Raw genomic sequence first — 12,368 nt, forward strand, 5'->3', positions numbered from 1 at the left:
CCGGGCTAGACAGGCGGCAAGACGGTTGCGGGAAAGGATGGCCATGAGTTTCCTCGATCAACTGGGTGTGACGATCCCCCTTGTGCAGGCGCCGATGGCGGGTGTTTCCACGCCGGAGATGGCGGCGGCGGTCAGCGATGCGGGCGCTCTGGGCTCCATCGCGGTGGGCGCCACCGATGCGGCGGGCGCCGGGGTGATGATCGCGAAGACCCGCGCGCTGACCGACCGGCCTTTCAACGTCAATTTCTTCGTCCATGCCAAGCCTCAGGCCGATCCTGTGCGAGAAGCGGCATGGCTGGAGGCTTTGGCGCCCAGTTTCGCGGAATTTGGCGCGCAGCCGCCTGCGCAGCTCTCCACCATCTACACCAGCTTTGCCGACGATCCCGCCATGCTGGCCCTTCTGCTGGAGGCGCGCCCGGCGGTGGTCAGCTTCCATTTCGGCCTGCCCTCGGCGGAAGCGATCGCGGCGTTGAAGGCGGCTGGCATCGTGCTGCTGGCCTGCGCCACCAGCCCCGCCGAGGCGCTGGCGGTGGCCGCTACGGGCGTCGATGCGGTGGTGGCCCAGGGCATCGAGGCAGGTGGCCATCGCGGCATTTTCGATCCCGAAGGACAGGACGACCGGCTGGGCACGCTGGCGCTTACCCGCCTGCTGGTGAAGCAAGGTCGCCTGCCGGTTGTCGCGGCGGGCGGGATCATGGATGGCGCGGGAATCGCCGCCGCGTTGAAGCTGGGTGCCGTCGCCGCGCAATTGGGCACCGCCTTTGTGCCTTGCCCGGAAAGCGCCGCCGATGCCGCGTTCCGGGCTGCTCTGGCGGGGCCGGGGGCGGGGCATACGGTGTTTACCAAGCTGATCTCGGGCCGTATCGCGCGCAGCCTGCCCAACCGCTTTACCGCCCTGGAATCCGCGCTGGGTGGGTTGCAGCCGCCCGACTACCCCCGCACCTATGATGCCGGAAAGGCGCTTAACGCCGCCGCCAAGGCGCAAGGCGAGAGCGGCTTTGCCGCGCAATGGGCGGGGCAGGGCGCTCCACTGGCGCGTGCCTGGCCCGCCGCCGAACTGGTGGTGCTGCTGGCGCGCGAACTGGCGCAGGCGCAGGGCTGACACCGCCTCTCGCGGGATCAAAACAACAGCATGAATGTTTGAGCAGGGAGCAGCCTTTCCCTGCCGAACCCTTGTGTCTGCGCGCTTTCTTTTCGCGCGCTTATGCATTTTTTGGTGGAAGCGGACAAAGTGTCCGTTTATGGCTGCATCCAGCCAACCGCTCCTGCGGATGCCCGTGGCCGAAGAAGACGGCCTGTCCAAATGCTGCCAAGACATGAGAGAGAGCGATGAGCGAGCCTTCCTCCCCCGCCCCAGAAGCCACGTCCGAGGAGGCCGACAGCCCCGCCAAAAAGCGCCGCGCGCGGCTGATTCTCACGGTTCTGGGGGTGACGGCGCTGGTCAGCGGCGGCATCTGGCTGGTCAATTACGAGACCACCGGAAAATATCTCGAAGACACCAATGACGCGACGATTCAGGTCGATTCGGTGGTCGTCTCGCCGCGTATCGCGGGATATGTCGCGCAGGTGCTGGTGACGGACAATCAGGATGTGAAGGCCGGCACGCCGCTGGTGCGCATCGATGCCCGCGATTTCCAGGCGAAGTCCTCGCAGGCCTCGGCGCAGATCGAGGTGGCCGATGCGCTGGTCGCCAATGCCAAGGCCGGGATCGGCGAGCAGGAAGCCGCCATCGAGCAATCGCGCGCGCAGTTGGTGGTGGCGCAGGCCAAGGCGGCCTATGATGCCGAGCAGGTGCGCCGCTACACGCCGCTGGTGGCCAGCGGGGCCGAGCAGGGCCAGCAACTGGCGCAGCTTCGCAGCAATGCCCAGCAGTCGGCGGCGCAGGTCCGCGCGCAGCAGGCCGCGATCCTTGGCCAACAGCGCCGCATCACCTCGCTTCAGGCCCAGATCGAGCAGGCCAAGGCGCAGGGCGCGGGCGGCAAGGCGCAGCTGGCCGCCGCAAACGTCGATGTCGATGCCACGCTGATCCGCGCCAGCGAGGATGGCCGCATCGGCGACAAGACCGTCACCCCGGGCCAGTATGTGCAGGCGGGCACCCGCCTGATGACGCTGGTGCCGCTGTCTAAAATCTACGTCACCGCCAATTTCAAGGAAACGCAGCTTGAGCTGATGCGCCCCGGTCAGCCGGTGAAGATCAAGGTCGATGCCCTGGGTGGACGTGCCGTCAACGGCACGGTGGAGAGCATGGCGCCGGGCACGGGGGCGCAATTCTCGCTGATCCCGCCCAGCAACGCCACGGGCAATTTCACCAAGATCGTGCAGCGCGTGCCGGTGCGCATCCGCATCGATGCCGATGCTGCCACCCGCCGCCTGCTGGTGCCGGGGCTGTCGGTGACCACGATTGTGAACACGAAAGCCGCCAAGGATGAGGCGCGCTAAGCCATGGCCGGCGATCTGCCTCATCCTCCGCCGCCGCCCGAAAAGGCGGATCTGACCGCATGGCTCGCCGTGGCGGCGGGCACGCTGGGCGCGCTGATGGCGACGCTCGACATCTCCATCGTCAACTCCGCCCTGCCCACCATTCAGGGCGAGATCGGCGCATCGGGCACCGAGGGCACCTGGGTCGCCACCAGCTATCTGGTGGCCGAAATCGTCATCATTCCGCTGGCCGCATGGTTTCAGCGGGTGCTGGGGCTGCGCACCTTCCTGCTGATCGCGGCCAGCCTGTTCACGCTGTTCTCGATGATGTGCGGCATGGCGGGCACGCTGCCGCAGATGATCATCGGCCGCGTGGGGCAGGGCTTTACCGGCGGCGCGCTGATCCCCACCGCCCAGACCATCATCGCCATGCGCCTGCCGCGCAGCCAGCAACCCATCGGCATCGCCGCCTTCGGGGTGACCGCCGTGATGGGCCCGGTGATGGGGCCCTTGATCGGCGGCTGGCTGACCGAGAATGTAAGCTGGCACTATGCCTTCTTCCTCAATCTGCCGGTTTGCATCGCGCTGCTGGCGCTGCTGATCATCGGCCTGCCGCATGAAAAGAGCCATCTCGACCAGTTCAAACAGGCCGACTGGTTCGGCATCGTCGGCCTGGCGCTGGGGCTGGGCGGGCTGACCGTGCTGCTGGAAGAAGGCCAGCGCGAGCAATGGTTCGCCTCGGACCTGATCCGCTATATGGCGCTGGTGTCGGGGCTGGGTTTTGTCAGCATCGCCATCGGCCAGTTCACCGCGAAACGCCCCGTCATCAAGCTGCGACTGCTGGCGGACCGGCAGTTCGGTGCGGTGGCGATGATGGGCATCGTGCTGGGGATCGTGCTCTATGGCACGTCCTATGCGATCCCGCAGTTTCTGGCGCTGATTTCGGGCTATAACGCCCTGCAGTCGGGCAAGATCGTGCTGCTTTCGGGCATTCCCAGCCTGTTTATGATGGCCATCGTGCCGATCCTGCTGAAACGCATCGACGTGCGGATCGCGGTGGCCTCGGGGCTGCTGATCATGGGCACATCGGCGCTGTTCGACACCGATCTGAGCATCGTTTCGGACGGCAGCAATTTCGTGGCCTCGCAGTTGTTGCGCGGGGTCGGGCAGATTCTTGGCATGCTGTTCCTCAGCCAGGCCTGTGTGCGTTCGGTGTCTCGCGAGGATTCGGGCGATGCCTCGGGCCTGTTCAACGCCTTCCGTAATCTGGGGGGCAGCTTCGCGCTGGCGGGCATCGCCATCGTGCAGGATCAGCGCTCGTGGTTCCATGCCCGCCGCATCGAGGAAACGCTGAACGCCAATGGCCATCTGGTGCAGGCCAAGGTTGCCTCGCTCGGCGGGATCGCCAGCGCGGCGCCTCAGCTTGAGCAGCAGATCCAGGCGCAGGCTCTGGTGATGACCTTCAACGATATCTTCTGGATCATGGGCATGGGTACGCTGATCGTGCTGCCGCTGGTCCTGTTCCTTCGCCCTTTCCCCAGCGATGCCGCGCCCAGCGCGCCGATGCATTGAGGCCTTTATGACGATGCGTTCCCTTCCTTTCATTCTGGTCCTGCCGCTGGGGCTGGCCGCCTGCACCGTGGGGCCCAACTATGCCGGGCCGCCCAAATCCTCTGCTGCTCTGGCGGGCCCCGCCTTTGCGCGCGGCGCAGATGCGGTTGTTGCAGGCCCCGCTCTGGCCCGCTGGTGGGAGCCACTGAACGACGCCCAGCTCTCCGCGCTGATCGATGCCGCGCTGGCGCATAACCCCTCCATCGACGAGGCGCAGGCCCGCATCCGCGAGGCCAGCGCCATTCTGCGCCAGCGTCAGGCGGCGGGTCTGCCCACTCTGGCGCCCAGCTTTATGGCGGCGCATCTCGACATTCCGCCGATCAGCGGCAATGGCGACCGCACCAATTTCACCTTCTACAATCTGGGCGGCACCGCCTCGTGGGAGCCCGATCTGTGGGGCGCCGACCGTCGCAACAATGAGGCCGCGCGCGCCACCATCGGCCAGCGTCAGGCCAGCCTTGCCGATACGCAGGTGAGCCTTTCGGCGCAGGTGGCGCAGGCCTATGTCAACTTGCGCGATGCCCAGAGCCGCAAGGCGCTGCTGACGACCCTGGCCGAGCGCCAGAGCCATGCTCTGGACCTGACGAAGCAGCGGCAGGGCGCGGGCACCGCCACCCAGCAGGATGTGGAGCGCGCTCAGGCCGATCTGCAATCGACGCTGGCACAAGGCGCGCCTTTGCAGGCACAGGCGGAGGTGGCGATGAACCAGCTTGCCGTGTTGACGGGGCAGGCCCCAGGCGCTCTGGATGCCCAGCTTGGCAATGCGCAGCCGATCCCCACGCTGCCCGCTCAGGTGGCGGTGGGCGATCCGGCGCAATTGATCGCCCAGCGCCCCGATGTGCGCGTCGCTGAAAGGGCGCTGGCCGCCAGCACGGCGCAGATCGGCGTCAACAAGGCCAAGCTGCTGCCGACCATCAGCTTCACCGGCATTCTGGGGCTGGGCGGCGCCAAAATGGGCGATCTGGTCGATCCCTCGATGGGGGCTTGGGGTGTTCTGCCTCAGCTCAAATGGGCGGGGCTCGATTGGGGCAAGGGCCACGCGCTGGTCCGCCAGAGCGAAGCCCAGCGCGACACCGCCGAGGCGCAATACCGCAGCGCGGTGCTGAAGGCCTTGGAGGATGCCGAGAGCAGCCTGTCGCGCTTTGGCGCGGCGCGCACCCGTCTGGCGCATCTGGCGCAGGGCGAGGCGGCGGCGCAGCGTGACGAGGCGTTGGGCGCCCAGCGTTTCGCGGCGGGCACGGCTTCCGGGCTGGAGCAGATCGGGCGTGAGAATGCGCGGCTTCAGGCCAGCCTGTCGCTGGCTCAGGCCAATGCCGATCTGACGCTGGACTTTATCGCGGTGAACAAGGCGCTGGGGCTGGGCTGGAAGGAGTAAGCCTTCAGCGCGGCGCCAGCCCGTTCATCAGCAGCGAGAGGCCCATATCGATATGGGCCTCGACCTCCTCGCTGGATTTGGGCGCCTTGCACAGCGTGCCCAGCATGCGCACGGCGGTCAGCACCTCGGCCGGGCCGATGTCCTTGCGCAATTGCCCGGCGGCATGGGCGCGGTGCACCAGCGGTTCCATCGCGACCTGCGCCCGCTGGCCCAGCGCCTTGAAATCGGAGATCTGGGCATCGGTCAACTCCACCTCGGCGGCCATGCGGGTGAAGAGCGAGGACATGCGCGCCCCGCGAAACACCATCGAGCGCAAGGCCTGATCCAGCGGCAGATGCCGCTCATGATCGGGGGCGAGATTATCGATCTCGCGCTCGAAAATGGCCAGCGCCAGCGCCACGCGGTCACGGAAATTGCGATAGAGCGTGCCACGCCCCACACCCGCCAGATCGGCGATCTCTTCCAGCGGCACCGAATAGCCGCGCGTCTCGAAACAGGTGGCGGCCGCATTGAGCAGCGCCTCGCGCCGCTGCACCGCATCGCGGCGCCGCGGCTGGGGAGCGGGACGCAGCGCCGCCACGGCGCCGCCGCGCGCAGGGCGCGGGCGTGCCGGAGCGGTGGGTGCTGGTGACTCGTGAATCTGGCCGGTCATCGGCTTGTCATACACCGTTTTTTACTCCGAACGAAGACGGCTTTGGTCGGGGAGCGGATATGGCAAGGGGGTAAGGTGCCGGTTGTGCTGGCCGCCCGCCTGACGCACAAGGGCGGCCGGATGGCAAAGGGCAAGGTGCCGGGCGCCAGCGTGAGGAAACGACACCACCATGGTTGCCAACACCGGCCATTCTGCCTCCGATCATCACAGCACGCGGGGCAAGATCGGCGCGATCATCGCGGCTTCCAGCGGCAATCTGGTCGAGTGGTTCGATTTCTATGTCTATTCCTTTTGCTCGATCTATTTCGCCGGGGCCTTCTTCCCCTCGGCGGATCGCACCACGCAATTGCTGAACACCGCCGGGCTGTTCGCGGCGGGCTTTCTGGCGCGCCCGGTCGGCGGCTGGTTCTTCGGGCGCATGGCGGACCGGCATGGGCGGCGCGGCGCGCTGATCGCTTCGGTGCTGACGATGTGCGCGGGCTCGCTGGGGATTGCCAGCCTGCCCACCTATGCGCAGATCGGCGTCTGGGCACCCGCGCTGCTGATGGTGGCGCGGCTGGTGCAGGGTTTTGCCCTGGGCGGAGAATATGGCACGGCGGCCACCTATATGAGCGAGGTCTCGATCGAGGGGCGGCGCGGGTTCCTGTCGTCGTTCCAGTATGTCACGCTGATCGGCGGGCAGTTGCTGGCCTCGCTGGTGGTGGTGGTGCTCCAGCAGTTCTTCCCCGAGGCCGAGATGAAGGCCTGGGCCTGGCGCATTCCCTTCGCCATCGGCGCGCTGGCGGCTCTATGCGCTCTGGTGGCGCGGCTGAGGCTGCAGGAAACCGCCGGGCATGAAGCGCGCGAGGACAAGGAGGCTGGCAGCCTGATCGCTCTGCTGCAGCGCTATCCCAAAGCGTTCCTGTCGGTGCTGGGCTTTACGGCGGGCGGCTCGCTGATCTTCTACACCTTCACCACCTATATGCAGAAGTTCCTCGTCAACTCCTCGGGGATGAGCATCGCCACCTCCAGCCGGATCATGACGGTGTGCCTGTTCATCTACATGTGCCTGCAGCCGGTGATGGGCGCCCTGTCGGACAGGATCGGGCGGCGCAGCAACATGCTGATCTTCAGCATCGGCGCGGCGCTGCTGACGGTGCCGATCATCACTTTGCTGCATGGCGCGAAAAGCCCGCTGGAGGCAGGCGTGCTGATCACCGCCGCGCTGGCGCTGGTGAGTTTCTACACCTCGATCTCGGGCATCATCAAGGCCGAGCTGTTCCCCACGCAGGTGCGTGCCTTGGGCGTGGGCTTTGCCTATGCGCTGGCCAATGCGGTCTTCGGGGGCTCGGCGGAATATGTCGCGCTCTGGGCCAAGTCGGTGGGGCATGAAGGCGTGTTCTACTGGTATGTCACCGCGATGATGGTGGTGGTTGTGGCCGTGAGCTGGGCCCTGCCGCGCCGCGCGCCCTATCTGGGTGATGGGCGCGCGCAGTCCTGAGGCTGGCAAGGCAGATCGATTTGGCCGGGTGTATGTTGCCTAGGCATTCACAACTGTCATTGTTGTGTAGTAATTTGCGGCTGGTTCTAAAGTGCAGGCTTATGTCATGCATTGCGCCATTGTAAACATGAACAATTTTCGAAATTGGTTTTTGTTCCTGATCAGTGATAAAATTTTCATCTTGACCTTTCTTGTCGTGAAATAAAATATTCACTGACGGGTGAGGCCTGAGCGCGATCTCATTTTATCCATTCGTCCTGCGCGGGACATTCATCGATAATGACCCGGATGATGGAGACGATGTTGAAGCATATCATTGTTTTTGGTGTCGGCAGTGCATCCAAGGATTTTCTGAGCGCGGCTCCCGATCATCTCGTCGTCGTCGCTCTGATGGACAACGACCAGACCAAGCATGGCACCACCGTGGAAGGCTATAAGGTGGTGTCGCCCGAGCAGTTGGCGCGGCTCGATTATGATTACATCGTGGTCACCGCCAGGGCAGTCGATTCCATTCGCGCGGGTTTGATGGAGCGCGGTGTGCCCGAAGAAAAGATCGTGGCCTATTGCCCCAGCTACAGTCGTGAGCTGCATGAGCGTGCCAACCGCGACATCCGCGTGCTGAACGAGCAGTTGGGGATGACGATCCCCCCGCTTGGGCTGGCGACGATGTATGTCGATCTGGCCGACAGCGAGGAAGGTTTCGATTCCTTGCCGCGCGATTTCGTGCGCAACCATGCCTTTCGGCTGGCGGCACGGCGCATCACCGACCTGGGGATCAAGGGAGCCATTGGCGAGCTGGGGGTTTATCAGGGCGATCAGGCCAGCCTGCTCAACACGCTGTTTCCCGACCGCAAGCTCTATCTGTTCGACACCTTCACCGGCTTTTCGGAAAAGGATCTGGAAACGGAGCAGGGCAATGGCTTCTCTTCCGCGCAGGTGGGTGATTTCGTCAACACCAGCGTCGATCTTGTGATGAAGAAGATGGCGCATCCCGCGAAGGTGCGGATCGTGCAGGGCTATTTTCCGGAGTCCCTGCAAGATCTCGACGATACCTTCGCCTTCGTCAGTCTGGATGTCGATCTCTATCAGCCGATCAGCGCCGGGCTGGAGTGGTTCTATGACCGGCTGAGCCGGGGCGGCTATATCTTCGTCCATGATTACAACAACCGCCGCTATCGGGGGGTGCGTAGCGCGGTGGATGAATTCGTGAAGGCGCGTGGGGCTTGCGCTGTGCCCTTGCCCGATTTCGCGGGCTCGATGATTATCACGAAATAGCCGGTGATCGCCCGTGCTGCGCGGGCACGGGCGGGCCTCAAGGGGATTTGGCATGTGCAGCATGGCTGCAGCATAACGGTCGCGCCCGCTTGCGGAACCGGGGGGCTCATTCCGCGTTGGCAGAGAAGGGGACGCTGCAAAAGCGCAAGCCGACGCTGGAGAGGAGCGATGCGCGACTTTCTGCCTGAACATGTCCTGCCCGCCGATGCTTTCAGCGCGACGCAGATGCGCATTCTCGATGGCGTGCGGCGCGGCTTGCTCAACAAGCAGATCGCCTATGAGCTGGGGATCAGCGAACATACCGTCAAATATCATCTGAGCGGCATCTTCCGAAAAACCGGCTGCCATAGTCGCGCGCAATTGCTGAGCCTGCCTCTGGCGCGGTGAAGGTCGCGACAATCGCCGTTCCGGACCTTTCCCCGGCACGATTTCATCAGGCAATCTTTAGGGTTTGCTGTATAAATCGCATAGGGAAAGGGCAGGGCGTGGAACATCAGATCTTTAGCTTTCCATCACCGGGCGACGCGCCCCGCAGTGACAGCGAGACGGGGCTGATGCTTGACTTCGCACGGTTTGAGGCCGGGCATCTGCTGGCCGATAACTGGCTGCGGCTGGAGCGTTATGCGCACCTGCCGACCCAGACCCTGGGCTTTGTCGAGGCGCTGGCCGGAACCTTGCTGGAGCCCGAAGACATCGCCGTCTTTGTCGGGCGCGGGCCGCAGGGCATCGCGGCGCTGATCCCGCTTTGCCGGGAGCCGAAGGGAACCGCGCGCTGGCGGCTGGCCGGGGCGCGCGAAGTGTTCGAGCCGGGCGACGCGCTGTGTGACGGCGAGGAGGGCGCGGCCCTGCTGGCGCAGGCGCTGGTGCGCGATGGCCGTCCGCTCGATCTGGATCGTATTCCGGCCTCCTCGCTGCTGATCCCGGCCCTGCGTGAGGCGATGCGGGGGCGCGGGATGCTCTCGCTGCGTCCGGCGCGGCCTTGCCCGACCATCGCGCTCGATGCGAGTTGGGGGCAGGGCGACAGCTTTCTCAACGCCGGGCGCCGCTCCGATTTTCGCCGGGCCGAAAGGCGCGCGGCGGCGATGGGGGCGGTGTTCCATGAGATCATCGCGCCGGACCCGGCCGAATTCGACATGCTGTTCGACGAGGCCATCGGCGTGGAGATGAAAAGCTGGAAGCATGCGGCGGGCAGCGCCATCGGCTGCGACCCGGACAAGGAGGCCTTCGCCCGCGCCTGGTTCCGCCATGCCTGCGACCAGGGGAAGCTGCGCATCGCCTTCCTGCGCATCGGGCACAAGCCGGTGGCGATGCAATTGGCGGTGGTCAGCCTCAACCGCTACTGGCTCTTCAAGATTGGTTATGACGAGGCCTATCGCGCCTGCTCGCCGGGCAATCTGCTGATGCTGCATACGCTGCGCCATGCCGCCCGCACCGGGCTGGAGGCCTATGAGTTGATGGGCGAGGCTGAGCCCTGGATCGCCGATTTCTGGACGCGCGACAGCCATGAATGCCTGCATCTGCGGACCTATCCCCGAAACTGGCGCGGGGCTGCCGCGCTGGCGCAGGATGGTCTGGGCTGGCTGAAGGAAAGGCTGGGGCGGAAGCAGGCGTGACGCTGTGGAGCCACTTGCGAGATGCCCGCTACGCCCTGCCGGCGCTGATGGGGCGCCATCTGCCCCTGCCCGACGCGGCATGGGCGGGGCGGCAGGCGCGGTCGTGGCAGGCGCGCGGCTGGGCCACGAGTTTCGGCTGGTTTGCCGGCGATGAGGATGCCGATGGCGTGCTGGCGGCCAATCTGGCGCTGATCGCGGTGCTGGCGGGGCGGGATGCCGTGCTGGCGGTCAAGGCGCCGATGCTGGGGTTGAGCGCCGCGCGGGTCGAACATCTGGCCAGGGCCGCAGCCGAGGCGGGGGTAGGGCTCGTCTTCGATGCCCATGGTTCGCATCTGGCCGATGCCACGCTGGATCTGGCCAAAGGGGCGGCTTTGCTGAATCCCTCGGTCGGTTGTGCTCTCCCCGCGCGGTGGCGGCGCAGCGTGGCGGATGTCGAAGCGCTGCGTGAGACCGCGCTGACCTTGCGTATCGTGAAGGGAGAATGGGCGGATTGTCTGGGCGATCCGGCGGATGGCAGCGGGGCCTATCTCGATCTGGTGCGGGTGCTCGCCGGTCGCCAGGCGCCGGTCGCGATTGCCACCCATGACCCGCTGCTGGCCGCCCAGGCGCTCGATCTGCTGATCGCGGCGGGCACGCCATGCCTGCTGGAGCAGTTGCGCGGCCTGCCCCGGCGGCGCAGCGTTGCCGCGGCGCGGGCGAGGGGCGTGCCCTTGCGGCTTTATCTGCCGACCGGGCCGGGCTGGTGGGCCTATGCCATCGATAAGGCGCTGGCGCGGCCTTACCTGCCGGGCTGGTACTGGCGGGATCTGACCGGGCGGCCCGATCAGGCGGACTGATCAGGCAGGTTGCCGCAGCTCTTCCATCAGCGGGACCAGTGTCTGCCAGTGATGCTCGGCCTCGGCAGGATCATGAGCGGGCATGTCGGCGGGCACCCAGCCATGATGGGCCGGATAGGTCTCGACCGTACTGTCGACCTTGGCCTCATCCAGCGCGGCGATCAGCCGAGCCTTTTGCGCTTCGTCGAAGCTCTTGTCCTCGCTGGCGCCGGCGACATAGACCTTCGCGCTGATGCGCGGGGCCAGATGGTGCGGGCTGTCCGCATCCTGCGTGGCCAGCCCGCCGCCGTGATAGGAGGCGGCGATGTCGATCCGGTCGCCAAAGCTGCCCGCCGCCAGCAGCGCCAGCCGCCCGCCCATGCAATAGCCCACGATGCCCACCGGCCCGCCCTGCGCGGCATCATGGAGCACGATCGCCTCCAGCAGGGCGCCGAGATCGCTGACCGTTGCCTTGGGGGGCACGGAGGTCATGAATTTGGCGCGATGCGCCTCCCACAGTTCGGGGGTGCCCAGGGTCTTTTTCACATCGACCGGCTCATAGGGGCCGGAGCGATAGAAGAGATCGGGCAGAAACACCGCGAAACTGTGCGAGGCCAGCCGCGCCGCCAGATCCTGCATCGCCGGCCGGATGCCCCCCGCATCCATCATCATGATGACAGTGGGCCAGGGCCCCTCGCCATGGGGTGTGTGGACATAGGTGGGCATCACCCCGTCAGGCGTGGTGACGTCGATCATGGTGAGGATACTGTCAGTCATGGGCTGCCCTTGTCCGCGCTGGGAGGGAGCGTTCCGGCCAGTGCAACGGGCGCGGTGGCGTATCGGCGTCCTGGCGCCAGCCGCCGTCGGTGGGGCAGGGCCATGGAGCGCTTGTGCCATCGAACCGGGAAGCCAGGCGGTCAGCGATAGCTATGAAGCGGAAATTCGCGCTTTTTGTTCCGGTGCCGCAGGAGTGGTGCGGGGGTTTGATCGCAGGGGGCGACCTGTCCGTCTTGTGGCTCGTGCCGCGCGCTCGTGGGGGAGCAAGAAAGAATGCGCCGCCAGAAGGCCCGTGCGGGGAGTATCTGATCGAATTCAAGCTTCGATATAAGTTTTAGTACTTATTTTGAGC

General features: G+C 65.7%; 11 protein-coding genes. 9 read left to right on the forward strand and 2 right to left on the reverse strand.

The window, feature by feature from the left end; genetic code table 11:
- Positions 1 to 43: 43 nt before the first annotated feature.
- From ABDW49_RS03300 to ABDW49_RS03315, 4 genes are all read left to right on the forward strand, one after another.
- Positions 44 to 1,102 (forward strand): nitronate monooxygenase, encoded by a 1,059-nt coding sequence (locus ABDW49_RS03300; RefSeq protein ID WP_343609701.1) that lies wholly within the window; start codon positions 44 to 46, stop codon positions 1,100 to 1,102.
- Positions 1,103 to 1,329: 227 nt separating this feature from the next.
- Positions 1,330 to 2,439 (forward strand): HlyD family secretion protein, encoded by a 1,110-nt coding sequence (locus ABDW49_RS03305; protein ID WP_343609702.1) that lies wholly within the window; start codon positions 1,330 to 1,332, stop codon positions 2,437 to 2,439.
- Between the two features lie 3 nt (positions 2,440 to 2,442).
- On the forward strand, positions 2,443 to 3,990 hold the full coding sequence (locus ABDW49_RS03310; protein WP_343609704.1) for an MDR family MFS transporter: 1,548 nt from the start codon (positions 2,443 to 2,445) through the stop codon (positions 3,988 to 3,990).
- A gap of 7 nt (positions 3,991 to 3,997) precedes the next feature.
- Complete coding sequence (locus tag ABDW49_RS03315; RefSeq protein WP_343609705.1) at positions 3,998 to 5,404, forward strand: TolC family protein; 1,407 nt, start codon at positions 3,998 to 4,000, stop codon at positions 5,402 to 5,404.
- A 4-nt stretch (positions 5,405 to 5,408) separates the two neighbouring features.
- Here ABDW49_RS03315 and ABDW49_RS03320 read toward each other — a convergent pair whose 3' ends face one another.
- A complete protein-coding gene (locus ABDW49_RS03320; protein WP_343609706.1) occupies positions 5,409 to 6,056 on the reverse strand; it encodes a helix-turn-helix domain-containing protein in 648 nt (215 codons plus the stop codon).
- A 169-nt stretch (positions 6,057 to 6,225) separates the two neighbouring features.
- On the opposite strand from ABDW49_RS03320, the gene ABDW49_RS03325 reads away from it, so the two are divergent.
- The 5 genes from ABDW49_RS03325 (at position 6,226) to ABDW49_RS03345 (ending at position 11,260) form a co-directional block, all read left to right on the forward strand.
- Positions 6,226 to 7,536 carry an MFS family transporter gene (locus ABDW49_RS03325; protein WP_343609707.1) on the forward strand — a complete coding sequence of 437 codons (1,311 nt, stop codon included), beginning with the start codon at positions 6,226 to 6,228 and terminating at the stop codon, positions 7,534 to 7,536.
- Positions 7,537 to 7,836: 300 nt separating this feature from the next.
- A complete protein-coding gene (locus ABDW49_RS03330) occupies positions 7,837 to 8,811 on the forward strand; it encodes a TylF/MycF/NovP-related O-methyltransferase (RefSeq protein ID WP_343609708.1) in 975 nt (324 codons plus the stop codon).
- 168 nt (positions 8,812 to 8,979) lie between these two features.
- On the forward strand, positions 8,980 to 9,198 hold the full coding sequence (locus ABDW49_RS03335; RefSeq protein WP_343609709.1) for a helix-turn-helix transcriptional regulator: 219 nt from the start codon (positions 8,980 to 8,982) through the stop codon (positions 9,196 to 9,198).
- A gap of 167 nt (positions 9,199 to 9,365) precedes the next feature.
- Positions 9,366 to 10,424: a GNAT family N-acetyltransferase gene (locus ABDW49_RS03340; protein ID WP_343609710.1), complete on the forward strand. Its 1,059-nt coding sequence runs from the start codon at positions 9,366 to 9,368 to the stop codon at positions 10,422 to 10,424.
- Positions 10,421 to 11,260 (forward strand): proline dehydrogenase, encoded by an 840-nt coding sequence (locus tag ABDW49_RS03345; protein WP_343609712.1) that lies wholly within the window; start codon positions 10,421 to 10,423, stop codon positions 11,258 to 11,260. Before ABDW49_RS03340 ends, ABDW49_RS03345 begins: the two co-directional genes overlap by 4 nt.
- Here ABDW49_RS03345 and ABDW49_RS03350 read toward each other — a convergent pair whose 3' ends face one another.
- Complete coding sequence (locus tag ABDW49_RS03350) at positions 11,261 to 12,016, reverse strand: dienelactone hydrolase family protein (protein WP_343609713.1); 756 nt, start codon at positions 12,014 to 12,016, stop codon at positions 11,261 to 11,263.
- Positions 12,017 to 12,368 lie beyond the last annotated feature (352 nt).

The sequence above is a fragment of the Novosphingobium sp. genome (assembly GCF_039595395.1).
Classification (GTDB): domain Bacteria; phylum Pseudomonadota; class Alphaproteobacteria; order Sphingomonadales; family Sphingomonadaceae; genus Novosphingobium.

What these genes read in the sequence shown, in the direction of transcription:
- ABDW49_RS03330 (WP_343609708.1), top strand. Translation starts at nt 7,837, where the DNA reads ATGTTGAAGCATATCATTGTTTTTGGTGTCGGCAGTGCATCCAAGGAT.
- ABDW49_RS03310 (WP_343609704.1), top strand. Translation starts at nt 2,443, where the DNA reads ATGGCCGGCGATCTGCCTCATCCTCCGCCGCCGCCCGAAAAGGCGGAT.
- ABDW49_RS03300 (WP_343609701.1), top strand. Translation starts at nt 44, where the DNA reads ATGAGTTTCCTCGATCAACTGGGTGTGACGATCCCCCTTGTGCAGGCG.
- ABDW49_RS03340 (WP_343609710.1), top strand. Translation starts at nt 9,366, where the DNA reads ATGCTTGACTTCGCACGGTTTGAGGCCGGGCATCTGCTGGCCGATAAC.
- ABDW49_RS03325 (WP_343609707.1), top strand. Translation starts at nt 6,226, where the DNA reads ATGGTTGCCAACACCGGCCATTCTGCCTCCGATCATCACAGCACGCGG.
- ABDW49_RS03350 (WP_343609713.1), bottom strand. Translation starts at nt 12,016, where the DNA reads ATGACTGACAGTATCCTCACCATGATCGACGTCACCACGCCTGACGGG.
- ABDW49_RS03315 (WP_343609705.1), top strand. Translation starts at nt 3,998, where the DNA reads ATGACGATGCGTTCCCTTCCTTTCATTCTGGTCCTGCCGCTGGGGCTG.
- ABDW49_RS03335 (WP_343609709.1), top strand. Translation starts at nt 8,980, where the DNA reads ATGCGCGACTTTCTGCCTGAACATGTCCTGCCCGCCGATGCTTTCAGC.
- ABDW49_RS03320 (WP_343609706.1), bottom strand. Translation starts at nt 6,056, where the DNA reads ATGACCGGCCAGATTCACGAGTCACCAGCACCCACCGCTCCGGCACGC.
- ABDW49_RS03305 (WP_343609702.1), top strand. Translation starts at nt 1,330, where the DNA reads ATGAGCGAGCCTTCCTCCCCCGCCCCAGAAGCCACGTCCGAGGAGGCC.